Raw genomic sequence first — 23,827 nt, forward strand, 5'->3', positions numbered from 1 at the left:
TCACACGCAGCACCCCGTCATCCCGGGGCCGCGCAGCGGAACCCGGGATCCAGATCCGCAGGTAGTGCAGGACTTTCCATCGTCGGCGGCTCTGGATTCCGGGCTCGCCTACGGCGCCCCGGAATGACGGGGTTAGTGTCGGCTGCGACCGGGCCGGAAATCCACGCGCAGCACCCCGTCATCCCGGGGCCGCGCAGCGGAACCCGGGATCCAGACACGCAGCTGGTGCAAGACTTTACGCCGTCAGCGGGTCTGGATTCCGGGCTCGCCTACGGCGCCCCGGAATGACGGGGTTAGTGTCGGCTGCGACCGGGCCGGAAATCCACGCGCAGCACCGAGTCATCCTGGGGCCGCGCAGCGGAACCCAGGATCCAGAAACGCAGGTGGTGCAAGACTTTCTATCGTCGGCGGCTCTGGATTCCGGGCTCGCCTACGGCGCCCCGGAATGACGGGGTTAGTCTCGGCTGCGACCGGGCCGGAAATCCACACGCAGCACCACGTCATCCCGGGGCCGCGCAGCGGAGCCCGGGATCCAGATCCGCAGGTGGTGCAAGACTTTCCATCGTCGGCGGCTCTGGATTGCACGCCGCTGGCGCGCCCCTGCGGGTCCGGGCTCGCCTACGGCGCCCCGGAATGACGGGGTTGGTTTCGGCTGCGACCGGGCCGGAAATCCACGCGCAGCACCCCGTCATCCCGGGGCCGCGCAGCGGAGCCCGGGATCCGGATCCGCAGGCGGTGCAGGACTTTCCATCGTCGGCGGCTCTGGATTGCACGCCGCTGGCGCGCCCCTGCGGGTCCGGGCTCGCCTACGGCGCCCCGGAATGACGGGGTTAGTGTCGGCTGCGACCGGGCCGGAAATCCACGCGCAGCACCGAGTCATCCCGGGGCCGCGCAGCGGAGCCCGGGATCCAGATCCGCAGGTGGTGCAAGACTTGACGCCGTCGGCGGCTCTGGAATGCACGCCGCTGGCGTGCCCCTGCGGGTCCGGGTTCGCCTGCGGCGCCCCGGAATGGCGCTGTGGTGCCATCCGCGATCGCTCGGCCGCGCCGGCGACACGCTGCGGTCGACCCAGCCATCCCCCCAGCAGGGTTGCGGCCCGTGCGGGAAGGACGGACAACCCGGCTCGATCGCCATGCGGGAGCCGCCGATGACCTATCCGAACGTGACGCTGCACATCGCCGGGACCTGGACCGACGGGTCCGGCTCGGAGACCCTGCCGGTGCTCAACCCGGCCACCGGCGAGACCCTGGGCACCCTGGCGGTGGCGACCCGGGCCGATCTCGACCGGGCGCTGGCGGCGGCCGAGCGGGGCTTCGCCGCCTGGCGCACGGTCTCGGCCTACGAGCGCTCCAAGATCCTGCGCCGGGCCGCCGAGCTTCTGCGCGCGCGGGTGGAGGACATCGCCCGCCTCATGACCCTGGAGCAGGGCAAGCCGCTGGCCGAGGCGCGGGTGGAGATCCTGGCCGGGGCCGACGTCACCGACTGGTTCGCGGAAGAAGGCCGCCGCGCCTATGGCCGGATCATCCCGGCCCGCGCCGACGGCGTCGTCCAGATGGTGCTGCGCGAGCCGGTCGGGCCCGTGGCGGCGTTCACGCCCTGGAACTTCCCGATCAACCAGGCGGTGCGCAAGGTCGCGGCGGCCCTCTGCGCCGGCTGCTCGGTGATCCTGAAGGGCCCCGAGGACACCCCGGCGAGCTGCGCGGCGATGATCCGCGCCTTCCTCGATGCCGGCGTGCCGGGGGACGTGCTCTCGCTGGTCTTCGGTGACCCGGCCGCGATCTCGGGCTACCTGATCCCCCACCCCGTCATCGCCAAGATGTCGTTCACGGGCTCGACCCCGGTGGGCAAGGAGCTCGCGGCCCTGGCCGGCCGGCACATGAAGCGGGCGACGATGGAGCTCGGCGGCCACGCGCCCGCCATCGTGTTCGAGGATGCCGATGTCGAGACCGCGGTGGCGGTGCTCGGCGCCAACAAGTTTCGCAATGCCGGGCAGGTCTGCGTCGCCCCGACCCGGATGCTGGTGCACGATTCCGTCTACGAGCGGTTTCGCGATGGCTTCGTCGCCTTCGCGGAAGGGCGCCGGGTCGGCGACGGGCTCGACCCCGAGACCACCATGGGCCCGCTCATCCACGCCCGCCGGCTGGAGGCGATGGAGACGCTCTGCGCCGACGCCGTGGCGCAGGGGGCCGAGCTGCGCACCGGCGGCAAGCGCATCGGCAACCGCGGCAACTTCTTCGAGCCGACCGTGCTCTGCGACGTGCCCCTCACCGCCCGGATCATGAACGAGGAGCCCTTCGGCCCGGTGGCGCTGATCCAGCGCTTCTCCGACGACGCGGCGGCCTATGCCGAGGCCAACCGGCTCCCCTACGGTCTGGCTGCCTACGCCTATACCCGCTCGGCCGCCCGGGCCGTCGCGGTCGCCGCCCGGGTCCAGAGCGGCATGGTCGGCATCAACCACCACGGCCTGGCCTTCCCCGAGACGCCCTTCGGCGGCGTGAAGGATTCCGGCTACGGCAGCGAGGGCGGCACCGAGGCCCTGGAGGCCTACCTGACCACGAAGTTCGTCAGCCAGGCGAGCGTCGGGGGGTAGGGGCGGAGGGCCGTCGCGCATCGCGGGTCGACCCTCCCCCCTCTGCGGGGGAGGGTGCCTGCGGAGGAGGCGGGAGAGGGGGCGACCTCTCCCGAAGCGGCGCTCCCCTCTCCCGACCCGCTTCGCGGGCCACCCTCTCCCGCAGAGGGGAGAGGGATCGCGCGGCGCCCGCCCCGCTCAATAATGCGGCGGCGGCGGTTCGGGCGCGCCGGAGGCCGGGCGGCTGGCGGCGGCCTCGACCTCCTCGACGAGCTTGGCCATCTGCCGGGTCAGGGCGTCGATCTGGCGCCACTGGGCGGTGATCGTGGCGTTGAGGTCGTCGATCACCACGTCCTGCTCGGTGAGGCGCATCTCCAGGGCGTCGATGCGGGCGGAGAGATCGGTCATCGCGGCGTCTCGGACATCAGGGCTTCCGGCGGGTGGTCGGGCCGCTCCACCAGGGCGGGGCCCAGGGCGATGCGGCCGTCGAAGACGAAGCAGTCGCCGCGCCAGCGGTTCTCGGCCTCCGGCACGGTCTCGAGATAGCGCAGGATGCCGCCTTCGAGGTGGCGCACGTCGGGAAAGCCCTTGGCGCGCATGTAGGCGCCGGCCTTCTCGCAGCGGATGCCGCCCGTGCAGAACATCGCCACGGTGGCGTGCGCCGCCGGATCGAGGCCGTCGACGTAGTCGCGAAACGCGCTGAACCGGGTGATCCCCGGATCGACCGCCCCGGGGAAGCTGCCGAGCGCCACCTCGAAGGCGTTGCGGGTGTCGATCAGCAGGAGGCCAGGCGTGTCGAGGAGCGCGTTCCAGGCCTCCGGCGCCACGGGGGTGCCGGCCCCGGTCGCGTCGGTGGCGCCGTCGTCGAAGGTGACGATCTCGCGCTTCAGCCGGACCTTGAGCTGGCGGAACGGCGGCGCCTCGGCCCGCGAGAGCTTGCAGTCGAGGCCGGCGAGGCGGCTGCCGAAGAGCGGACCGGTGCGCAGGGTCGTCAGGAAGGCCTCGATGGCCGCGGCCGTTCCCGCCACCGTGCCGTTCAGCCCCTCGGGCGCCAGCAGCAGCGTGCCGGTCAGCCCGAGCTCCGCGCACAGGGCCTCGAGCGGCGCCTGCAGGGCGGCGACGTCCGGCAGGGCGACGAACTGGTACAGGGCGGCGACGGTCAGGGGCATCGGGGGCGATCGGCGGGGCACGGGGTGGGGGGAGGGCGCTTCAGGGCGCGGCGGGCTCGACCCGGCGCAGCACGAAGGTGGTGCCGACCTCCGGGTCGCGGCGCCAGCGCCCGTCGCCGGTGGCGACGAGGTTCACGACGTGGCCGCGGCGGGCGCTGAGGGTGAGGTGCCCGTTGGCGAAGCGCCACGCGACCGGATCGAACACCGTCAGCCCGCCGTCGCGGCAATTGTCGAGGATGCGCACCGGCGCCGGCGCGGTTCCGGGCGTCAGCTCGATGCGGCAGACGTCCTGCTCGCGGTAGCGGTCGAGGGCATAGGTGCCCGGCGCCGGAGCCTCGCCCGGCGGCCCGGCCTCGGGTCCCGGGGCGCTGCGCGCGTCCGGGGCGGCGCTCCCAGGCCCGGCATAGCCGGCCCCGGGGCTGGTCGGGACCGCGTCGGTGGGCGGCACCATCGCGACGATCTGGAGCGGGACCAGGCTGAAATGGTCGTCCCCCGCGGCGGCCACCAGGCTGCGGGCATCGGCCCGGGCGGCGAACTGCAGCACCGGCCGGACGTCCTTGTCGACGAGGCGCAGGTTGCCGTTGGTGAAGAGCCAGCCGGCGACGCCGTTGAGGATCGGCAGGGCGCGGCGGCAGCCGGCCGGGAAGGACAGGCGCCGGCCGGCCGGGCCGCTCGCGCCCGACAGGGTGAGCACGCAGCGCCGGGTGCTGCCGTCCCGCGACAAGTCCCAGGTGCCCGGCACCCCGGCGATGTCGCGGGGCAGGCTCTCGACGAAGGGCCGCTCGGGCCCGGTGCCCGGCGGGGCGGTCTCGGCCCGCGCGGCCGGGTCCTGGGGCGCGGTCGCGTCCTGGTGCGTGGTCGTGTCCTGGCGCGTGGTCGCGTCCGGGCGCGTGGTCGCGTCCGGGCGCGTGGTCGCGTCCGGGCGCGAGGCCGGGTCCAGCGGCGGGGCCGTCTCCTGCGCGCCCGCCGGGGCCGCCGCCACGAGCAGGCCGGCGACGAGGCCGGCGCGGATCATGCTCCGACGAATCATGCCTTGGCCGTCCAGGGCGTCTCCGGCACCGGGGTGAGGGGGCCGCGCCCGTCGAACCAGGCGACGAGGTTGTCCACCACGAGCCGGCCCATGGCGGCGCGGGTCTCCACCGAGGCCGAGCCCACATGCGGCAGCAGCACCACCTGGTCCAGGGCGACGAGTTCGGGCGGCACGTGCGGCTCGCGGGCGAAGACGTCGAGGCCGGCGCCCAGGATGGTGCCGGCCTGGAGCGCCCGGATCAGCGCCGCCTCGTCGATGAGGCTGCCGCGGGCGACGTTGACGAGGAGGCCCTGCGGCCCGAGCGCCTCCAGCACCGCGGCGTCGACGATCCCGTTGGTCTCCGGCCCGCCGGGCGCCACCACCAGGAGCACGTCGCAGGCCTCGGCGAGGCCGAGCAGGGTGGGGTGGTAGGCGTAGGGCACGTCGCCCTGCGGCCGGCGGCCGTGATAGGCGATCGCGACGCCGAAGCCCTCGAGCCGCCGCGCGATGGCCCGCCCGATCCGCCCGAGTCCGAGGATGCCCACCGTCCGGCCGCGCAGGGTGGGGGTGAGCGGGTAGGTCTGGCGCGGCCAGTGGCCGGCCCGCAGGTAGCGGTCGGCCTGGGGGATCTGGCGCACGGTGGCCAGGAGCAGGCCGAGGGCGAGGTCGGCGACCTCGTCGGTGAGGACGTCGGGGGTGTTGGTGACGACGACGCCCTGGCCGGCCGCCGCCGCCGTGTCGATGGTGTCGTAGCCGACGCCGAAGCTCGCGATGATCTCGAGGCCCGGCAGGCGGGCGAGCAGGGCCCGGTCCACCGGTGCCTGCGCCCCCGTCGCCAGGCCGCGGATGCGCGGGCCGGTCTCGGCGAGGAAGGCCTCCCGATCGGGGACGGTGTCGAGCCGGTGCAGGGTGAAGCGCCGCGCGACGGCGTCCATGACCTCGGGATGCATCGCCTTGAGCATCAGGACGTCGATGGGCTGCATGGAGATCTCGCCGGGGCTCGGAGGTGGCGCGGGGCCCGGCGGGGCCGGGATTCCGACAGCTTTAGGCCGCGGGTCCGGACCGGTCCAGTGACCCCGGAGCGGGGCCCGGAGCCCCCATGCGGGCGCCTCCGGGCTGCCATCCGCCCGGCGCAGGCGGGGCGCCCGTTTCGCGGTGCCCCACTTCCGCTGCGCGCCTTGGAACACTACTAAAGGAGGCGAAGACCCGTTTCCCGCAGAACAACCAGAACAGCCACGCCATGACCGCGCCGCGCACCCTCTACGACAAGATCTGGGACGACCACGTCGTCGATGTCGAGCCCGACGGCTCCACGCTCCTCTACATCGACCGTCACCTCGTCCACGAAGTCACCAGCCCCCAGGCCTTCGAGGGCCTGCGCGTGGCCGGGCGCCGGGTGCGCCACCCCGAGAAGACCCTCGCGGTGGTCGACCACAACGTGCAGACCTCCGACCGCCGCCTCGGTATCGAGGACCCGGAGAGCCGCATCCAGCTGGAGGCGCTGGCCGAGAACGTGCGCGACTTCGGCATCGAGTTCTACGACGCGCTGGACCGGCGCCAGGGCATCGTCCACGTGATCGGGCCGGAGCAGGGCTTCACCCTGCCGGGCCAGACCATCGTCTGCGGCGACAGCCACACCTCGACCCACGGCGCCTTCGGGGCGCTCGCCCACGGCATCGGCACCTCGGAGGTGGAGCACGTGCTCGCCACCCAGACGCTGCTGCAGAAGAAGGCGAAGAACATGCGCGTCAGCGTCGACGGCACCCTGCCGCCGGGCGTGACGGCCAAGGACATCATCCTGGCGATCATCGGCGAGATCGGCACCGCCGGCGGCACCGGCTACGTCATCGAGTATGCCGGCGAGGCCATCCGCGCCCTCTCGATGGAGGGCCGGATGACGATCTGCAATATGTCGATCGAGGGCGGCGCCCGCGCCGGCCTGGTGGCGCCGGACGCCACCACCTACGCCTATGTCGAGGGCCGGCCGAAGGCGCCCCAGGGCGAGGCCTTCGCCCGCGCCAAGGCCTACTGGGAGAGCCTGGTGACCGACGCGGGCGCCCATTTCGACCGTGAGGTGCGCCTGGACGCGGCCAACCTGCCGCCCATCGTCAGTTGGGGCACCAGCCCCGAGGACGTGGTCTCGATCTCCGGCGCCGTGCCCGACCCGTCGCGGATCGCCGACGAGAACAAGCGCCAGTCGAAGGAGAAGGCCCTGGACTACATGGGCCTGACTCCCGGCACCAAGATCACCGACATCACCCTCGACCGGGTCTTCATCGGCTCCTGCACCAACGGCCGCATCGAGGACCTGCGGGCGGTGGCGAAGATGGTCGAGGGCCGGAAGGTCCACGCCAACGTCTCGGCCATGGTGGTGCCGGGCTCCGGCCTGGTGAAGCAGCAGGCGGAGGCGGAAGGGCTCGACCGGATCCTCAAGGCGGCCGGGTTCGACTGGCGCGAGCCGGGCTGCTCGATGTGCCTCGGCATGAACGCCGACCGCCTGAGCCCGAACGAGCGCTGCGCCTCGACCTCGAACCGCAACTTCGAGGGCCGCCAGGGCCATCGCGGCCGCACCCACCTCGTCTCCCCCGCCATGGCGGCGGCGGCGGCCGTGGCCGGCCGCTTCGTCGACATCCGCGAGTGGCGCAGCGAGGCCTGAGCCCCGAGCGCCGGGTCGGCCGGGCAATCCCGGCGCGGGGCGAAGAATCCCCGCGCGAGCGGCGAAGAATCCCCGCACAAGCGGATTGACGGCCGGCCCGGCCCCGCCTAAACGAAACCGCGTCGGCGCCGCTCAGCGGCCCCGACGAGCCCAGGTGGCGGAATTGGTAGACGCGCTGGTTTCAGGTACCAGTCTTGCAAGAGGTGAAGGTTCGAGTCCTTTCCTGGGCACCACTTGATTTCCGATTGTCGAAATCAAGATTTTCCGCGGTTTTCCTGCACTGTCGACCCCTGCAGGTCAGCAAAAGAGCCTGACGCGCCAGCCGGACAATTCCTGCGGTTCGCGTATCGGTCATCCTCTCCCAGAATTCCAGTGCTGCTCCGAAGCGCCGCTCGCCGTGCTTTCGACCCTTCGGTCGCGCGACGCGCGCGGTCTACGTGGGGCGTGCGTGATGCGGGGCAGGCAGGCAGCTCGGTCGCGCTGACTCGTTGAGCCACGCGCGTACCCGCTGCGGATGACGCCGTGTTTCGTGACGACGGGGCGATCACCCGTCGCCGAACTGGCGTGACGCGGGTCGATGATCGTTCACCCGCCCCGCTCCGGCCGCGGCGGGTTTTTCGTGTCCCGACATATCGTCAGGTCTGCCTTCACACGAGTCCGCCGCGGCCTGCTTGGTCGCCTCGTGACGCCTGGCGTGCATCCAACGATGCTTGGCGTCGCGTCGATCCTGTTGGCCGCCCAGAACTAGGACGGGCCGGTGGCGGTCTCGACGTAGTAGATCCGGCCGGCCCAAACCCCATCATCCGTGGCCACAAAGCCGCGCCGCGCGTCGCGTTAATCGGGCCATGTGCAGGCCCAGGTGATAGCCATCACTACAGATTTTTCTACAGCGCCACCTTTAAGTTCAGGACGATCCCGTCCGCAAAACGTCTTGCGTCGGCCCAATCCATCATGGGACCGATACGACGGGGTGTCTGAAGCTGCCTTCATACCCGAGTTAAAACTGGAATCGTAAGCTTCAACTCGGGTCATGAAAAAACGGTGCCGGTCGAAAGACTTGAACCCTCGAGCTACCGCTTACAAGACGGTTGTTTGGCCAAGATTACGTGTAAATAAAAATAGTTACATCCTAGGATCTATGCTTCTGGGTTAAGAATATTGCCGCCATTATCGACGATGTATTTATAACAAAAAGAGAGAAGCGTCGATCTTGTTATAGGGCGTAGACCTATTACGCTCACAGCGAATCTATATTCATTGTCACCTATAGAATTGGCTTCTGCGCTATCTACATCCGGATGTTCCCTCATTGCATTTGTAAGATATGCAACCTTCATTCTATCCAAACCGCTAAAGATTATTATAAAATCCTGGAGTTCATCTCTACTGCGGCTCGGGTTCTGGGGCCGGTTTGCTTTCAAAGCACTCACAATCGTTTGCTTCAATGCTTTGATCTCTTCGAGTATGAACTCTTGGCCAGAAACTTCTTTCGTATCAATCTTGGCAACTTTAAAGTCTCCGAAATGTTTTAGGAAAGGCGAATAGCTATCGCTATCTTTCGCGGATCTCAACGTGGAAGAGATCTTAGCTGCCAGCCTCTTCTTGAAGTCGACAATTTTGTCAAAACGTAGATCTCTTGGGTAATTGAGGTGTTCAATGGGCGATGTGTCAAACGAGTAGCTTGTCTTATCATCCTTTATAATTATCGTTGGCTTGTCGAACGCTAGCCTGATGCCTAGCTCAAACATTACGTTCGGGTTTTTTCCGCTGACATCGCAAACAACAATCTCGTTCTCGTATAAATTCTGAACTATCCGTTTCTGTATGACGCCAACGTCTTCCGAGTTGCTAACAAGATTGGCGTTAAATCCCGCTACATCAACTGCTTCAGTTATAATACTAAGAACGTCTGCCCAATGCCCTTCGTCCATCCCGTCGATCGCAGAGATTGGCATTACTATCCCGCATATAGGTTTCGGTTCGGTCGTCATGTGCTCAATGCCCTGCGAGCCCACAGGCTCAGGAGTCTGAGGAGATTAAACGTTTTTAAGATAAACCCAATGAACGCAGGCTTTGGCTAGGCGCTTTGAATACAAGTCAACTTTCTGAGCCCACATATGACACGACGATTCTGAAAGTCGCATGCTCCGGCGGCCTCGGAAGCTCGAACGGTGCGGGAGGCTCAGGAAGAAGTCTTTTGAAATCAAAGGCACAGCTTATCCCGCACCTGAGCTAATTGCCCTTGAATTAATCGAGTCATTCGACAATTTTCCTAGGCGCCGCTTGATTTCTGTACTTCGAAATCAAGATTTCCTCCGATTCCTTCCGCTCTGTCGATCCGTGAAGGATAGAAGAGGAACCTGACGCGCCAGCCGGACAATCCCTGCGGTTCGCGTATTGGTCATCCTCTCCCAGAATTCCAGCGCTGCTTCGAAGCGCTACTCGCCGTGCTTTCGGGCCTTCGGTTGTGCGACGCGTGCGGTCTGCGTGGGACGTGCGTGATGCGGGGCACACAGGCCGCTCGGTCGCCCTGACCCGTTGAACCCCGCGCGTACCCGGTGCGGATGACGCCGTGCTTCGTGAGGACCGACGGGACGGTCGCCCGTCGCCGAACTGGCGTGACGCGGGCCGATGATCGTTCGCCCGCCTCGGCCCGGTCGCGGCGGGTTTTTCGGTCCCACCATCGCCCAAGGCGCCTACACCCGATCTACCGCAGCCTGCTTCGTCGCCTCGTGACCGTCTGGCATGCAGCCGACGGTGCTTGGCGTCCCGCCTCGATTCCACTGACTGCCCGGAACCATATCGCCATGGCGGCGGCCATAACTTCGTAGATCCGGCCGCGGCCGAATCCAGATGATGGCCGTTCACGGCGCATGATCCCGTCGCCTTTTCTGGTTCCCTCAGACGACGCTCGTCCGTCCGATCCCCCCACGCACATCCCCACCCGCATGGATCGGTTTGTGCATCGCGGACGTTTCCGGTTGTGCGTCACAGCATGAGGAGGCCGCGATGTCGTTGGTGACCGAAGCCGCCGAGGATCTGGAGGCGATGGCGCGGGCCGCGCGGGAGGCCATCGATGCCCGGCTGCGGCTCCTCGCGGAGGACGATGGCGGGATGTTCTGGTCCGCCGTGGCGAAGCTCTACGCCCGGGGCCTTCCGGAGATCGCGGTGGCCGCGCCGGCGGGGCTGGGGCTGATCACTCCGGCTCCAGACCATATTCGGCCAGGAGCGCCGCCCGCCGGCCTCGCAGCGCCAGCGCCTTGATGGCATGGCCGCGGCTCGTCCCGAGTAAGGCGGCCGCCATCAGGTTCTGGGAGTCGCGCATCCCGTCCGCCAGCCTGGCCAGTTCCGTGGCGGCCGATTCCTCCGACGCGATGCCCTCCGCCAGGGTGTCGAGCACGGCCTGCACCATGGGAATGAGCTGCGGGTAGCGAACGGCGTTGCTCATCCAGGGTCCCTCTCCCTCAGCGCCCCACGAAGCGCTCCGGGCCGACAGGGCGCCCCGCCCGCGAGCGATCCGCGTCAGGGTAGCGGCCTCGGCGCGAGGGGCCAAGCCGCCGTTCGCCCAAGATCGGCCTTCGGGGACGGTCCGGCCCGCGCAGGATCGTCGCACCGCGCCCGCACCACGGGGGGAGGGCAAGCCGGGGCCGCACGGACAGCCCGCGCCGGATCGGTTCAGAGCGTCACCGCCCGGATGATCTCCGGCTTCGACGCGTGGACGGCCGCGAAGTTCGGCGGGCCCTGGAAGTTCTCGTCGCGCGCATCGTAGCTCCGGAAGGCGACGCCGCGGGGCATGATCGGGCCGAGCACGAAGCCGTATTCGGTCAGGAGGCGCCAGAAATCCAGGAGCAGGAACTTCGAGTAGATGTTGATCATCCCGTACTCGAACTGGATCACCGAGATCCGCCCCTCCGCCAGCATGCGCGAGAAGCCCTCCAGCACCAAGTGCTCGGCGCCCTCGACATCGACCTTGAGGAAGTCGATCCGGGTGATGCCGCGCTCGGCGCAGTAATCGTCGCCGCGGATGACCTCGACGCTGCGCTTGGTCCAGGTGCCCTTGTTGATGGCGGTGCCCTCGATCAGCGAGCTCAGGCCGTCCTTCCTCGGGTTGACGTTGATCTCCACGCGGCCGGGCTTGTCCGACAGGCCGAAATCGTTCGCGACCACCCGGTCGGAGCGCACGTTGGCGACGAACTTGGCGTAGGTCTCGGGCACCAGCTCGAAGGCGTGCAGCTCGGCCCCGGCGAAGCGGGACAGGCAGGCCCTGGCGTACGCGCCCTTGTTGGCGCCGACATCGAAGATCGTCGTCGTCTCGAGGCGCGCGAGCCTGTCGAGGAGGCGGTACTCCCCGTTGGTCTTCATGTCGTAGTTCAGGTTGTTGTAGCCCCTCGCATAGGCGTTCGCCACGCGATAGGCAGCCCTCGAGAGCGGACCGAAATTCTGCGACAGCAGGCGGTTCACCGAGCGAACGGCGCGGTCCAACAGGCTCATGCGTGGGGTCTCCGGAGACAGGACGGCGCGCGGCCTCGAGGGCCCGGTCCCGCCCCGTCACGGGCCGGGGAGGGCCGGATGCTCAGTGCCGCGTGCCGGCGGTCGGTTCCGGGACGGGCTCGAGGGTGACGGCCTCGCTCAGGGGAAATTCGAGCACGATCTCCCCCTCCGCGTCCTCCACGAACAGCACGGCGCCGAGGAGCTGCGGGTCGCTGTCGGCGCCCTGCAGGAGCTGGCGGGCCAGGAGCCGGGCCGCAGTCCAGGCGGCATCCGCGTTCGGCAGTTCGCGGCCGTCGGGGTCCACCACCACGTCGTCGCCGATATGCGTGTGGAAGAAGTAGCGCTGCATCGATGCCGATCCTGTCGCCGCCCGCTGCCGGGCGCTCCCCTCAGATAGGCGCGCGGGCGGCCGCGGGGCAGGGGGCTCAGCGTTTCTTGCCGAGTTCGGCCGCGATGTCCTTGGTCATCCGGCCGACCTTGCGGTGGGCGGTGGTGAGCTGGTCCTGGGTGACGCCCCAGCGCTTCATCCAGAACTCCACCGCCTTGCGCTCGGACAGGTCGAGGCGCTCCTTGTCGATGAAGCCGCGCTTGTCCTTGAGGCCAGCCATGAGAGATCCCGTCCGGTCGGCGGCGGAATGCGCCGGACCGGGATATGGGATGCCGGGCGGCCCGGCGCGAGGTCGCGGGACCCGCCTGCCCGCGCCGCCCGGGGGTCAGCGCGTCGGCGCGCCCGTGCCCCGTCCGGTTGAACCCGGCGAGGCGCCCGAGCCGGCATCGTTGGCGCCGGTGCCGTTGGCCGTGCCGGAGCGGCTCTTGTCGCCCGTGGAGGGGCCGCTGCCGGCGGCGCCCGGGGTGGCGCCGGCGCCGGCATCGTTCGGGCCGGTGGCGTTCGCGGTGCCGGACCGGCTGGTGCCGGAACCGCCCTCGGCCGCGAGGGCGGCCGATCCGAGGGCCAGGGGCGTGGCGAGGGCGGCGGCGAGGGCGAAGGCCCTCAGGGTCTGTGCCATCATGGCGTTTCTCCCGGGTTCGCGAGCGCGGGGCTCGCCACGGGTAACCTCACGCCGGCCCGGGCGGTTCGGGCAGGCCCGCCGGTGCCCCGGATCGCTGTGGACAGGGCGGCGGGCATCTGGCGGGCTGCACAGAAATTGCACAGGCAGGTCTCACGCAGTCCGAGCCAGCAGCCCGAGAAAGTCGATTCCCCGATGTCGCTGACCACACGTCGCCTCCTCATCGCCCTCGGCCTCGGCGCCGCCCTGCTGTCCGCCGCGGGCGCCCGGGCGCAGGAGGCCCTGGCCGAGATCACGCGGACCAAGATGGTCAAGATCGGCATCCCCACCGACTACCCGCCCTACGGCTTCGCCGGGCTCGACCTGCAGCCGATGGGCCTCGACGTCGACGTCGCCAACCTGATCGGGGCGAAGCTCGGCGCCAAGGTCGAGCTGGTGCCCGTGGTGAGCGCCAACCGCATCCCCTACCTGCAGACGAAGAAGATCGACCTCATCGTCTCGACCCTCGGCAAGAACGAGGAGCGCATGAAGATCATCGATTTCAGCGCCGCCTACGCGCCGTTCTACCAGGGCGTGTTCGCCCTGAAGGCGACGAGCATCAAGAGCTTCGACGATCTCGCCGGCAAGTCCGTCGCGGTGACCCGCGGCGCCATGGAGGACGAGATGCTCGGCAAGGTCGCGCCGGCCTCGACCCAGATCCAGCGCTTCGAGGACCAGGCCGCGACCACGGCGGCCTTCGCGGCGGGCCAGACCCAGGTCATCGCCACCAGCGTCTCGAACATCGCTGCCCTGAGCCGCAAGAACCCGAATCTCGGCGCCGAGTACAAGCTCCTCCTGCGCGACAGCCCCTGCTTCGTCGGGATCGCCAAGGGCGAGGACGCCCTCCTGAAGCGGGTCAACGAGATCATCCTGGCCGCCAAGGCCGACGGGACCCTCGAGGCCCTGTCGCAGAAGTGGCTCAAGCGCGGGATCGGCGACCTGCCGCTCTGATCGACGCCCGCCGATGCGGTCCGCCCGGGTGCGGACCGCCCGACCGCCGCCCGCCGGGTCCGTTCGCCGCCATGCCGCTGCAGCTCGATTTCGCGAGTATCCTCGTCCAGTGGCCCCTGCTGCTGCAGGGCGCGGCCTGGACCGTGGGTCTGACCGCTCTGGCGACGCTCCTCGGCGGCGCCGTGGCGGTCGGCTGCGCCTGGGCGCGCTCCGGCGGGCCGGCGCCCCTGCGCTGGCTCGTGGGGGCCTATGTCGAGCTCATCCGCAACACGCCCTTCATCGTGCAGCTGTTCTTCATCTTCTTCGGCCTGCCGGAGATCGGCATCCGCCTCTCGCCGGCGACGGCCTCGATCCTGGCCATGACGATCAACCTCGGCGCCTACGCCACCGAGATCCTGCGCGCCGGCATCGAGGCCACCCCGCGCGGGCAGATCGAGGCGGCCGAGAGCCTCGCGCTCACCCGGGCCCAAGTCTTCACCCGCGTGGTGCTGCCGCCGGCCCTGAAGCGGGTCTGGCCGGCCCTCGTCAGCCAGATCGTCATCGTCATGCTCGGCTCGGCCGTCTGCGGCCAGATCTCCACCGCCGAGCTCAGCTACGCCACCAACCTGATCCAGAGCCGCAACTTCCGCGCCTTCGAGGCCTACATCGTCGGCACGCTGTCCTATCTCGGCCTCGCCATCCTCGTCCGGACCCTGCTCAACTGGGCCGGGCCGCGCTTCCTGTTCGGCCGGTAGGAGGGCGCCATGCCGGAATTCACCCTCTGGGACATCCTGCGCAACCTCGCCCTGGCGGCGCGCTGGACCGTGGCCCTCTCCCTCGTGGCGTTCCTGGGCGGTGCCCTGGTCGGGCTCGGCCTGCTGCTCGCCCGGCTCTCCGGCGGGCCCTGGCTCGGCCGGGCCGTGGGCGCCTATGTCCAGCTGTTCCAGGGCACGCCCCTGCTGATGCAGCTGTTCCTGCTCTATTTCGGCCTCGCCGTGGTGGGCTTCGACACCTCCGCCTGGCTCGCCGCCTGCGTCGCCCTCACGCTCTACAGCTCGGCCTACCTCACCGAGATCTGGCGCGGCTGCGTCGCCGCGATCCCGCGCGGGCAGTGGGAGGCTTCGGCCAGCCTCGCCCTCAGCTTCGGCCAGCAGTTCCGCCACATCATCCTGCCCCAGGCCCTGCGGATCGCGGTGGCGCCGACGGTGGGCTTCCTCGTCCAGGTGGTGAAGGGCACGGCGCTGGCCTCGGTGATCGGCTTCGTGGAGCTGACCAAGGCCGGCGGCATGATCGCCAACGTCACCTACGAGCCGATGCTGACCTATGCCTGCGTGGCGCTGATGTACTTCGTCCTGTGCTTTCCCATCAGCCTCACCGCCCGCGTCCTCGAAAGGAAACTCGCATGAGGAAACGCGCATGAGGATTTTCGAATGAGGACCCCCGCATGAGCGTCGCCCCGAACCCGACGCCGGCCGGCCCGGGCGAGCCGCACACCCGGGTCGGTGCCCCGATCCTGCGCATCACGGCCCTGCGCAAGTCCTACGGCACGCACGAGGTGCTGCGCGGCATCGACCTCGACGTGGCGCGCGGCGAGGTGGTGGCGATCATCGGCAAGAGCGGCTCGGGCAAGAGCACGCTGCTGCGCTGCATCAACGGCCTGGAGGTGTTCCAGCAGGGCTCGCTGATCGTCGACGGCCGGCACCTGCTCTACGACAACCCGAAGGCCATGCGCGAACTGCGCCAGGGCGTCGGCATGATCTTCCAGAACTTCAACCTGTTCCCGCACCTCTCGGTGGGGCGCAACGTGATGCTGGCCCCCCACCTCGTGAAGAAGCGGCCTGGGGCGGAGAACGAGTCCCGCGCCCGCCAGCTCCTCGCCCGCGTGGGCCTGGCCGAAAAATTCGACGCGATGCCGGACAAGCTCTCGGGCGGGCAGCAGCAGCGGGTGGCGATCGCCCGGGCGTTGGCCATGGACCCGGCGATCATGCTCTGCGACGAGATCACCAGCGCCCTCGATCCGGAACTCGTCGGCGAGGTCCTGCGCGTGGTGGAATCCCTGGCCGAGGAGGGCATGACCCTGCTGATGGTCACCCACGAGATGAGCTTTGCCCGCAAGGTCGCCAACCGGGTGATCTTCATGCACCAGGGGCTCGTCCACGAGATCGGGCCGCCGGCCGAGATCTTCGGGGCGCCGCGAACCCCGGAACTGCGCCAATTCCTGTCCTCGCTGCAGGATTGAGGGAGGGCTCGCCTCAGGCCGCCTGGGCGGGCTCGATATCCTCGTGCGAGGGCTCGTAGGCGCACCAGTGGCAGTAGCCCTTGTCGGCCGCCTTAGGCGCATTGCGCTGCGAACAGCGGGGACAGACCAGCACGGACAGGGTGTTCCCGCGCAGGCGGGCGAAGCCGCGGCCGCGGAAGGTGACGGCCACCGACTCTCCGGGCTGGGAATCAGGGCTGGCTGACATCGAGACTCCTGGTTTCGCGATCCACGAGGACCAACGGCCAACCTTCGCATCGGTTCAGGGCGATCCCCAGGGCGATGCCGCCCCGCCGCCCGGCGGGCGGGTCAGACCCGGCGCTCGGGAGGCGTCTCAGGCCGAAAGCCGGGCCGCGCCGGGCTCCTCCGGGGTCGAGGCCGGCGCGAAGCGGGCATCGACGGCCGCCATGGTCCGGTCCAGCAGCGGCGACAGGCCGGCGATCTCCGCCTCGGCCGGAAGCACGGAGCCGGAGCGTGCCCCGGCCTCGATCGCGCCGAGCGCGTCCGCCAGGGCGCGTCCGCCGACGTTGAGGCTCATCGACTTCAGGCTGTGCGCCGTGCGGGCCACCGCCTCGGCATCGGCGCCGACCGCCGCCATCCGCAGGTCCGCGAGCGCCTTCGGGGCGTGCTCGCGGTAGAGGCCGAGCACCCGGGCGGCGAAATCGCCCCCGGCCCGCGCCGCCATGTCGACCAGGCCCGCGACGACGTCCTCGTCGAGGAGACCGCCGGCATCCGGCTCCGGCGCCGGAGCGGCGGCGGGGGCGACCGGAGCCTCGGCTTGCGGCAGCCGCGCGGTCTCGGCCTCGGGCCGCAGGAAGCCCGCGAGGATCTCGGCCAGGGCCGCGAGGGTGAAGGGCTTGGCGAGCTTGGCGTCCATCCCGGCATCCCGCCAGGCCTCGGCACCGGCCCCGACCACGTGGGCGGTGAGGGCGACGATGGGGGTGCGGGCACGGCCCTGCGCGACGGCCTCGGCCCGGATGGTCTCGGCCGCGGCGTAGCCGTCGAGCACCGGCATGCTGCCGTCCATGAGCACGAGGTCGAAGGCGTGGTCGCGGCAGGCCTCCACGGCCAAGCGCCCATCCTCCACCAGGGTGACGGCGGTGACGCCGCAGCGGGCCAGGGCCTCGCGGGCGACCTCGCGGTTCACCGGGCTGTCATCGGCCACGAGGATGCGCGCGGAGGGGAATTGCGGCAGGCGGGCGCGGACGGCCGGGCCGGCCGCGCGCGTGGCGAACGGCGTCCCGTCGGCGAGCGCCGCCAGGGCGGTGCGCCATTCCTCCTGAACCACCGGCCAGGCGAGGAGGTGGTCGGCCCAGCCCGCCTCGAGGATCGGGGCCGCGGCGGGGTCGCCGAGGCGGGCCAGGGCCAGGACCCGCCCGGCACCGGTCGGGCGGCGTCCGAGGGCCAGGATCGTCGCCGCGTCGGCGATCCAGTGGGCAATGCCGGCCGCGTCGTTCTCCGGTGCCAGGGGGGAGAACCCGGCCCCGGCGAGGCGGAGCGAGAGGCTGTCGCGGGTGGCCTCGCCCGGCACGGCGACGACGATCCGGGCTCCGCCGGCATCCACGTTCCGGGCGGGAACGTCGATCGCCTCCAGGGGCAGCTCGGCCCAGAAGGTGGAGCCTTCGCCGAGCACGCTCTCGACGCCCATGCGGCCGCCCATGGCGAGGGCGAGGCGATGGGCGATCGAGAGGCCGAGGCCGGTGCCGCCGAAGCGCCGGGTGGTCGATTGATCGACCTGCGCGAAGGCCGAGAACAGGCTGCCGACCTTGTCGGCCGGGATGCCGACGCCGGTATCGCGCACGCTGAGCCGCAGCATCCCGGCGCCGCCGGGCTCCAGCCGCACCAGCACCGAGCCCGAGGGGGTGAACTTCAGGGCGTTGTTGACGAAGTTGCCGAGGATCTGGCCCAGGCGCACCGGGTCGCCGGTCACCCGGCGCGGCACGTCCGGCGCCACGTAGGCGGCGAGGTCGAGGCCGTTCTCGACGGCCTTCTCGGCGAAGAGCGAGATCACCGTGTCGACGATCTCCGACGGGTCGACGGGGATGCGCTCCAGGTCGAGCTTGCCCGCCTCCACCTTCGCGAAGTCCAGGATGTCGTTGATGATCGCCAGCAGGCTCTGCCCGGAGCGCGCGACCACCTCGGCGTAGCGCTGCTGGCGCTGCGGCAGCTCGGAGGCCGCCAGGAGTTCGGCCATCACCAGCATGCCGTTCAGCGGCGTGCGGATCTCGTGGCTCATGGTGGCGAGGAAGGACGACTTGGCGGCATTGGCGGCCTCGGCCGCCTGCTTGGCCTCGTGCAGGTCGGCCGTGCGCTCCGCGACGTCGGCCTCCAGGCGCTGCATGTGCCGCGCCAGGCGCGCGTCGCGCTCGCGCACGGTCTCGAGGAGCGCGTTGAACGAGCGCGCCAGCACCCCGACCTCGTCGTCGCGCACGATCGTGGCGGCCTGGCTGTAATCCTCCCCGATGCGGACGCGGTCCATGGTGCCGGCGAGGGCCGCGATCGGCTGGGTGATCGCCCGCTGGATCGCGTAGGAGATCGCGAAGCCCAGGACCATGACGAGGCTGGAGATCAGGGCCGAGGTCCGCAGCAGGGCCAGCAGGCGTTCGGGGAGGTCTGCGAGGTCGGAGACGAGGATCAGGCTGCCGACCCGCCGGCCCGCCTCATCGATCGGCACCGCGACCAGGGCGGTCCGGCTGGTGATCAGCGCCAGGGGCGACTGCCCTTTTCGCAGGTCGAAATCGTCGGCGAGGCGGGCGGTGAGGCCGCGATCCGCCAGGATCGAACCGTCCGGACGCTCGATGGCGGCGTAGACGAGTTCGGAGGCGCCGCGGTCACCGCCGGCGCGGTCGTCCGCCGGGTCCTGGTCGGGTTCGAGATCGCCCCGGCCGAACTTGCCGATGGCGTTCAGGACGCGGCCCGCCGCCGCCGCGTCCCCGGCCGCCGTGGCCCGGGCGCCCGAGGCGGCGAGCACGTTGGCGATGGCGACGAGGGAGTCGCGCTTGTCGTTGGCGTAGCGGTTCACCTCCTGCCAGAGCGAGAGCAGCGTTCCGGCCAGGAAGGCGAGGGCCACGGAGGCGAACACCGCCAGGGCGAGGCGTCCGGCCAGGGTGCGCTTCCGGCGCGGATGCCGGGCGGACGGGTGAGGATCGCCGGAGCGGGCGGGCGCGGGCCGTGGGTCGGTCATGGTCGCGCCAGGCTAGAGGATGTTGGTTGGAAGGGTCTTAATCGTCGCCGGTGAACGCTCCCGCATCGCCGGATGAACGCGCCGCGTGGCGTGGTTCGAACGCCGGCATCGTGCAATCACGGCGTGAACCGGAAGACGACGGGACGATCAGGCGTTCACCGGCCGTCTCCGAGATCTGCGATGACGGTGGACAGGGCCGCGCAGATGCATCGCGGCGCGGACCGAACCCTTCAGGTTTCATCACGAAGGGGATCCTTTCGGCTCGGTTTGCCGGATTCTTAAGCGCTCGCATCTACAGCGAGACTGGGCCACCGACAGCCCGTCCCCATCCTCTCTCGGCAGGTCGCCCGATCCGTTCTCCGCCCGTCCCCATGTGCGATCCTGAAAATCCGGGCGCCGACGGTCTCGGCGTCCAAGGTCTCGGCGTCCAAGGTCTCGGCGCCGAAGGTCCCGGCTCGGCAACTTCCGGCCGCGGCGCGGCGCGGTGGCGCCTGCGCGTGCGCGCGGCCCGCGGCCGGGCCGGGCGGTTCCGGCAGGATCAGTCCGGTGCCATGGCGGTCGAGTTCGCCCTGATCCTGTTTCCGCTCTGCGTGCTGATCTTCTTCGTCCTGGAGACCGCGCTGGTATTCTGGCTGACCTCGGCCCTGGACAACGGCCTCGATGCCTCGATGCGGCAGTTCTACGTCCAGTCCGGCGGCTCGGCGACCTCGCTGGTCGATTCCGTGCGCAGCGAGATCTGCCGCCAGGTCTCGCCGTTCGTGCGCTGCGAGAACCTGAAGGTCGATATCGGGGTCTACGACAGCTTCACCCGGATCGACCGCACCAGCCCCATCGATGCCGCATCGGGCACGTGGCGGACGGATTTCGGCATCCAGCACGGCTGTCTCACGAAGGGGAGCGTGGTGGTGGTCCAGGCCGCCTTCGCCCAGCACACCTTCCAGAAGTTCGGCGTGGTGAAGAACCAATTCCAGAACGGCAGCTGGCTCATCAACGCCACCTCCGTGCTGCAGCTCGAAGGCAATTCCACCGGCGGCTCCGGCTGCTGAGGCATGTCCCGCGCGCGTTCCCGCCCCGTGATCGTGATCCGCCGGATGGGTGAGGGGCCCGCCCTGCGTTTCGCGCGGGCCGAGGACGGCGTGGCGATCGTCGAGTTCGCCCTGATCGTGCCGGTGTTGCTGCTGATCTATTTCGGGACCGTGGAACTCACGAGCGCGATGCGCAACATCCGCAAGGTCGACATCCTGTCCCGCACCATCGGCGACACGCTGTCCCAGCGCACGATGCCGACGGCGGCCGAGGTCAACGACGTGTTCCAGGTCGCCCCCATCGTGCTCGCGCCCTTCGACAGCACCGGCGTGCGGATGACCGTGAGCGCGGTCGGGGTGGTCGGCGACAGCGAGACCGGCCCGCTCCGGGTCTGCTCCAGCGTCGCCGCGTCGGATTCGCCGGTCCGGGTCCCCGGCACCCCGGCGCCCGTCGCCGACGCCGACAGCATCCAGCCCAAGGGGACGCGCCTGCTCCTCGTGGAGATCAGCGCCACCTACAAGCCGGTGGCCGGCTCGGCCTTCTTCAAGGAGGGAAGCGCGGGCTTCGCCATCACCCGCAAGACCCTGTGGCCCGTCCGCTACGGCCGGCGCTACGCCAGCATGAGCCCCGAGGTCGTCCTGGGGAACGGCGCCGCCTGTCCGCCCCGCTGACGCGGCCCCTCACGGCCCGCCCGCCGCCTGCCCGGCCGAGCGGGTTCTACTGCGTCAGCTGCGTGTCGGCCGAGCTCGGTCCGACGCCGGCCGGCACCGGCACGTCGCTGCTGCCGTAGCGGGCGTTCAGCATCAGGTTGGGGCCGTCGTAGAGATTGATCGTCCGGGCGATGATCACCGTATAGGCCGACTGGTCGGCGACCGGCTTCTTCGAATCGATGATGAGGCGGCCGAGGGGCAGGTAGATCGTTCCGAGCAGCGTGCGGGCGTTGTCGCTGATGATGCGGTACTCGCGCAGAGCGACGATGCCGCCCGGGGCGGGCTTGGCCTTGCCCTTTCCGCTGAGCGGGACGGGAAGGATGGCGGGGATCGTCGCGTTGCGGTCCTCGAAGAAGAGCAGGCCCGCCAGCAGGCCGTCCTTCGGCGCGGTGAGGCTCACGGTGCTCTTCTCGTCGAAGAGCAGGCCGCCGCGCAGGCCGGTGAAGTAGAAGCCCGTGTTGACCCCGCTGAGGCTGCCGCCCTTGTCGACGACGAGGGGGCCGTCCTTCAGGATATAGATGCCGGGCATCAGCGTCACCACGGCACCCTTGGTGATGTGCAGGCCGCCGCAATAGGTCCCGGGCTGCAGGGTGACGTTCCCGCTCACGACGTTGACCCCGTAGATCAGGTCGTCGATGCCGTCGACGAACTTCTTCGGGTCGACGAAGAAGCCGAGGTTGATGCAGGAGCCCGGGGTCGGGCCCTGCCGGTCGAGCAGGGGATCGCGCAGGGCGGGGCAGCCGGTGGCCGGCGGCGGCGTGAAGTTGGCGCCCGAGCCCGAATAGCCCCCGGCTGAGCAGGTGGAGAGGGCGGTGGCCACGGCCGCGTTCTCGCCCTGGATGCCCTCCGGGTGGGTGGAATTCGAGTAGAGCGAGCAGTCGGTGGCGGTGATGCGGGCCGCGCTCTCCAGGTGGAAGGCGCCGATCGCCTGGCGGTCGAGGGCGAGCAGGCACAGCCGCGTGGTGCCGGCGAGCTTCGCCGTCGAGGTCACGCTGACCTCGAGGCTCGGGATGTTGAGGAGCTTGCCGAAGGACAGGGCGACCTGCTCGGTCAGGGTGAGCCGGATCCCCGAATGGTTGTTGAGCACCGTGGCCGTGACGGCCGGGGGCGTCGCGCTGCTGCCCCGGGCCTGGGCCAGGGCCATGGCCTGTGCGGTGCGGATCGCCGCCGCGTCGTCGGCATTGGCGAGCTTGAACTGGTTGACGCCGGCGATGCTGCCGCTGTCGGCGGCACGCTGGAGCTCGGCCCGCCGCTTGACCAGGGAGGCGTAGTCGATGGCCGCCGCGCTCAGACCGGTCAGGATCGGAAACAGCAGCGCGACGATCACGAGGACGCCGCCGCTTCGGTCGCGCTTCAGCCGTGCGAGGAGAGGAAGAGGGCTGCCGATCGTCATCGCGCCCTCATAGGCAGAGCCGGGTTGCCAGAGGCTGAAGCGGATTGTCGAAAATCCCGTTCATCCGTCGCGGGCTGCCGTTTCAGGAGGCCAGCCGGACCTCGGCGTCGCTCCGGTCCGCCGCCGCACCGGCCCGGAGCGGCGCCTGGCCGTGGGCCCGCAGGAAGGCGTCGACGCAGCGCGGGTCGAAATGCGTGCCCGCCTGGTCGCGCAGGAAGGCGAAGGCCTCCTCCTGGGACCAGGCCCGCTTGTAGGGGCGGTTCGAGGTGAGGGCGTCGAACACGTCGGCGACGGCGACGATGCGGCCGCTCAGGGGGATCGCCTCGCCGCGCAGGCCCCAGGGATAGCCGGTGCCGTCCCAGCGCTCGTGATGGGTGGCGGCGATCTCCGCCGCGAGCTGGACGAGCGGCGACGAGCTGCCCTCCAGGATGCGGCGCCCGCGCTCGGCGTGCAGTTCCATCTCGCTGCGCTCCACCGGGGTGAGCGGGCCGGGCTTGAGCAGGATCGCGTCGGGCACGCTGATCTTGCCGACATCGTGCATGGTGGAGGCGAGGCCGAGTTCGCGAACCTCGGCCTCGGGCAGGCCGAGGGCCCGGGCCGTGACGGTGACGTAGGCCGCGACCCGGGCGACATGGTCGCCGGTCTCGGTGTCGCGGTGCTCGGCCGCCTTCATCAGCATCGTGACGATCTCGCGCTCGCGCGCCTCGATCACCGCGGTCGCGGCCTTGACCTCGCGGTCGAGCCAGGCGGCGCGGTCCCGCTGCTCCAGGCGGGCGCGGTTCAGGGCCAGGAGATTGGTGACCCGCGCCCGGACCTCGGACGCCTCGAAGGGCTTGCCGATGAAGTCGGTGACGCCGCTCTCGAGCGCCTCGCGGCGCAACGCGCGCGCGCTCATGCTCGTCACCATGACGAAGGGCACGTGCGCGAAGCCCGGAACCGCCTGCGCGGCCTTGAGGAAGGCGAGGCCGTTCATGCCCGGCATGTCGAAGTCGGAGATCGCCACGCCGATCGTCTCGGCCTGGGCCTGGACGAAGGCCAGGGCGGCGGTGGGCTCGGTGAACGCCACCGTCTCGCAGCCGGGCAGGCCGCGGATGGCCTCGCCCATCAGAACATTGTTCAGCGGGTCGTCGTCGAGGATCAGAACATACATCAAAACTCAACCATCAGACGATCGCCCTAACCTCCACTCATGGGGCATGCTCCTCTACAAATGGTTGAACTGACTTTCTCATTGTTGTGAAGAGGGCGCCCTTCGTCTCTGCCTCGCGTGACCGTTCCGCCCCGCCTGTCGCGGTCGGCCGCGAGACACGCCTTCATGCAAAGGGCCGGATGCGCGGCCCGGGAGCCGCGCATCCGGCCCCCGGCCGGTTCGTGGTGGAGAGGGCGC

22 protein-coding genes and 1 tRNA gene are annotated in these 23,827 nt (G+C 70.0%); 9 read left to right on the forward strand and 14 right to left on the reverse strand.

All coding sequences use genetic code 11. From position 1 onward, the window contains the following. Positions 1-1,147 precede the first annotated feature (1,147 nt). Positions 1,148-2,590: an NAD-dependent succinate-semialdehyde dehydrogenase gene (locus ACXJY8_RS22580; protein WP_463774090.1), complete on the forward strand. Its 1,443-nt coding sequence runs from the start codon at positions 1,148-1,150 to the stop codon at positions 2,588-2,590. A 177-nt stretch (positions 2,591-2,767) separates the two neighbouring features. Here the strand turns inward: ACXJY8_RS22580 and ACXJY8_RS22585 are convergent, their stop codons facing one another. From ACXJY8_RS22585 to ACXJY8_RS22600, 4 genes are read right to left on the reverse strand one after another with little or no spacing between them, the layout of a single operon-like run. Next, the gene (locus ACXJY8_RS22585; RefSeq protein ID WP_463774093.1) at positions 2,768-2,977 is read right to left on the reverse strand and encodes a SlyX family protein; all 210 of its coding nucleotides are present in this window, start codon (positions 2,975-2,977) and stop codon (positions 2,768-2,770) included. Further along, entirely contained in the window at positions 2,974-3,738 is a 765-nt protein-coding gene (trhO, locus tag ACXJY8_RS22590) for an oxygen-dependent tRNA uridine(34) hydroxylase TrhO (protein ID WP_463774096.1), read from the reverse strand. Before trhO ends, ACXJY8_RS22585 begins: the two co-directional genes overlap by 4 nt. Before the next feature lie 40 nt (positions 3,739-3,778). Then, positions 3,779-4,768, reverse strand: coding sequence for an AprI/Inh family metalloprotease inhibitor (locus ACXJY8_RS22595; RefSeq protein WP_463774099.1), 990 nt, complete (start codon positions 4,766-4,768; stop codon positions 3,779-3,781). After that, positions 4,765-5,730, reverse strand: a complete 966-nt coding sequence (locus tag ACXJY8_RS22600; RefSeq protein WP_463774102.1) for a 2-hydroxyacid dehydrogenase — start codon at positions 5,728-5,730, stop codon at positions 4,765-4,767. Before ACXJY8_RS22600 ends, ACXJY8_RS22595 begins: the two co-directional genes overlap by 4 nt. Positions 5,731-5,987: 257 nt before the next feature. On the opposite strand from ACXJY8_RS22600, the gene leuC reads away from it, so the two are divergent. After that, complete coding sequence (gene leuC, locus ACXJY8_RS22605) at positions 5,988-7,403, forward strand: 3-isopropylmalate dehydratase large subunit (protein WP_463774108.1); 1,416 nt, start codon at positions 5,988-5,990, stop codon at positions 7,401-7,403. A 148-nt stretch (positions 7,404-7,551) separates the two neighbouring features. Continuing rightward, a tRNA-Leu gene (locus ACXJY8_RS22610) sits at positions 7,552-7,636 on the forward strand. A gap of 903 nt (positions 7,637-8,539) precedes the next feature. Here ACXJY8_RS22610 and ACXJY8_RS22615 read toward each other — a convergent pair. The 6 genes from ACXJY8_RS22615 to ACXJY8_RS22640 form a co-directional block, all read right to left on the reverse strand. After that, positions 8,540-9,394 carry a hypothetical protein gene (locus tag ACXJY8_RS22615; protein WP_463774112.1) on the reverse strand — a complete coding sequence of 285 codons (855 nt, stop codon included), beginning with the start codon at positions 9,392-9,394 and terminating at the stop codon, positions 8,540-8,542. A 1,205-nt stretch (positions 9,395-10,599) separates the two neighbouring features. Next, entirely contained in the window at positions 10,600-10,851 is a 252-nt protein-coding gene (locus ACXJY8_RS22620; RefSeq protein WP_463774114.1) for a hypothetical protein, read from the reverse strand. 227 nt (positions 10,852-11,078) lie between these two features. Further along, positions 11,079-11,894, reverse strand: a complete 816-nt coding sequence (locus tag ACXJY8_RS22625) for an FkbM family methyltransferase (RefSeq protein ID WP_463774119.1) — start codon at positions 11,892-11,894, stop codon at positions 11,079-11,081. 82 nt (positions 11,895-11,976) lie between these two features. Beyond that, entirely contained in the window at positions 11,977-12,243 is a 267-nt protein-coding gene (locus ACXJY8_RS22630; protein WP_463774121.1) for a DUF6894 family protein, read from the reverse strand. 76 nt (positions 12,244-12,319) lie between these two features. Further along, a complete protein-coding gene (locus tag ACXJY8_RS22635) occupies positions 12,320-12,502 on the reverse strand; it encodes a DUF3606 domain-containing protein (protein WP_463774126.1) in 183 nt (60 codons plus the stop codon). A gap of 105 nt (positions 12,503-12,607) precedes the next feature. Next, on the reverse strand, positions 12,608-12,904 hold the full coding sequence (locus ACXJY8_RS22640; protein WP_463774129.1) for a hypothetical protein: 297 nt from the start codon (positions 12,902-12,904) through the stop codon (positions 12,608-12,610). A 198-nt stretch (positions 12,905-13,102) separates the two neighbouring features. Between ACXJY8_RS22640 and ACXJY8_RS22645 the strand changes: the two genes are divergently transcribed. From ACXJY8_RS22645 to ACXJY8_RS22660, 4 genes are all read left to right on the forward strand, one after another. After that, the gene (locus tag ACXJY8_RS22645) at positions 13,103-13,891 is read left to right on the forward strand and encodes a transporter substrate-binding domain-containing protein (protein ID WP_463780914.1); all 789 of its coding nucleotides are present in this window, start codon (positions 13,103-13,105) and stop codon (positions 13,889-13,891) included. 71 nt (positions 13,892-13,962) lie between these two features. Further along, complete coding sequence (locus ACXJY8_RS22650; protein ID WP_463774130.1) at positions 13,963-14,625, forward strand: amino acid ABC transporter permease; 663 nt, start codon at positions 13,963-13,965, stop codon at positions 14,623-14,625. Positions 14,626-14,634: 9 nt separating this feature from the next. Beyond that, positions 14,635-15,276: an amino acid ABC transporter permease gene (locus ACXJY8_RS22655; RefSeq protein WP_463774131.1), complete on the forward strand. Its 642-nt coding sequence runs from the start codon at positions 14,635-14,637 to the stop codon at positions 15,274-15,276. 38 nt (positions 15,277-15,314) lie between these two features. Further along, positions 15,315-16,109, forward strand: coding sequence for an amino acid ABC transporter ATP-binding protein (locus ACXJY8_RS22660; protein ID WP_463774136.1), 795 nt, complete (start codon positions 15,315-15,317; stop codon positions 16,107-16,109). 13 nt (positions 16,110-16,122) lie between these two features. Here the strand turns inward: ACXJY8_RS22660 and ACXJY8_RS22665 are convergent, their stop codons facing one another. Continuing rightward, positions 16,123-16,335, reverse strand: coding sequence for a hypothetical protein (locus ACXJY8_RS22665; protein WP_463774140.1), 213 nt, complete (start codon positions 16,333-16,335; stop codon positions 16,123-16,125). A gap of 126 nt (positions 16,336-16,461) precedes the next feature. Further along, positions 16,462-19,311: a hybrid sensor histidine kinase/response regulator gene (locus ACXJY8_RS22670; protein ID WP_463774146.1), complete on the reverse strand. Its 2,850-nt coding sequence runs from the start codon at positions 19,309-19,311 to the stop codon at positions 16,462-16,464. 371 nt (positions 19,312-19,682) lie between these two features. Between ACXJY8_RS22670 and ACXJY8_RS22675 the strand changes: the two genes are divergently transcribed. Together ACXJY8_RS22675 and ACXJY8_RS22680 are read left to right on the forward strand one after the other, a co-directional pair. Then, the gene (locus tag ACXJY8_RS22675; RefSeq protein WP_463774150.1) at positions 19,683-20,357 is read left to right on the forward strand and encodes a TadE/TadG family type IV pilus assembly protein; all 675 of its coding nucleotides are present in this window, start codon (positions 19,683-19,685) and stop codon (positions 20,355-20,357) included. A gap of 3 nt (positions 20,358-20,360) precedes the next feature. Beyond that, complete coding sequence (locus ACXJY8_RS22680) at positions 20,361-21,008, forward strand: TadE/TadG family type IV pilus assembly protein (protein WP_463774155.1); 648 nt, start codon at positions 20,361-20,363, stop codon at positions 21,006-21,008. A 46-nt stretch (positions 21,009-21,054) separates the two neighbouring features. Here the strand turns inward: ACXJY8_RS22680 and ACXJY8_RS22685 are convergent, their stop codons facing one another. After that, the gene (locus ACXJY8_RS22685; RefSeq protein WP_463774160.1) at positions 21,055-22,440 is read right to left on the reverse strand and encodes a TadE/TadG family type IV pilus assembly protein; all 1,386 of its coding nucleotides are present in this window, start codon (positions 22,438-22,440) and stop codon (positions 21,055-21,057) included. Positions 22,441-22,522: 82 nt separating this feature from the next. Further along, positions 22,523-23,590 carry an HD domain-containing phosphohydrolase gene (locus ACXJY8_RS22690; RefSeq protein ID WP_463774163.1) on the reverse strand — a complete coding sequence of 356 codons (1,068 nt, stop codon included), beginning with the start codon at positions 23,588-23,590 and terminating at the stop codon, positions 22,523-22,525. Between the last annotated feature and the right edge of the window lie 237 nt (positions 23,591-23,827).

This window comes from Methylobacterium sp. TK31, from assembly GCF_055361545.1.